This window comes from Cyanobium sp. NIVA-CYA 375, from assembly GCF_056108345.1.
Genome location: NZ_JBSYHW010000390.1, coordinates 1 through 589, shown reverse-complemented (window position 1 = coordinate 589; position 589 = coordinate 1). Strand labels below are relative to the sequence as shown.

Annotated in this window: 1 protein-coding gene; it reads left to right on the top strand. The window is 68.6% G+C overall.

Going from position 1 to position 589, the window contains the following annotated elements; all coding sequences use genetic code 11:
* Window positions 1-187: 187 nt before the first annotated feature.
* Window positions 188-490 (top strand): urease subunit gamma, encoded by a 303-nt coding sequence (locus AC01FP_RS18745; protein ID WP_474482423.1) that lies wholly within the window; start codon window positions 188-190, stop codon window positions 488-490.
* Window positions 491-589: the final 99 nt, after the last annotated feature.

The following is a 589-nucleotide window of genomic DNA, read 5'->3' as shown; positions in this document are numbered from 1 at the left end:
GGCGGCGACAGGGGTGGTGGCGGGGGTATCCATGGGCCCCCTGCCCTTGCAGGAGCCGGGCCAGACTCCGGAAGGCGCGGCGTTACGATGCTGGCACCACTTGTGCTCACCGCACCGCCATGGACCTGACCCCACCTGCTCGGCCGGCCTTTGCGGCCGCACGCGCAAACCCAGGAGCGAAGCGACTTTGGACCTGACTCCGCGTGAAAAGGACAAGCTGCTGATCTTCACGGCCGCGCTGCTGGCGGAGCGCCGGAAGGCGCGCGGGCTGAAGCTCAACGTGCCCGAGAGCATCGCCTTCATCACCGCCGCCATCCTGGAGGGCGCCCGCGACGGCAAGACCGTGGCGCAGCTGATGAGCGAAGGCAAGCAGGTGCTCGGCCGATCCGACGTGATGGATGGCGTGGCGGAGATCGTCACCGAGATCCAGGTCGAAGCCACCTTCCCCGACGGCACCAAGTTGGTGACCGTGCACCAACCGATTGCATGAGGCCACAAGGATGAAGACCACCCTCACCTCCCTGTGCTTGCTGGCGGCCGGTGCTGCCGCCGCCCACGAAGGCCACGGCCTGCCCGGCGCGGGCCACTG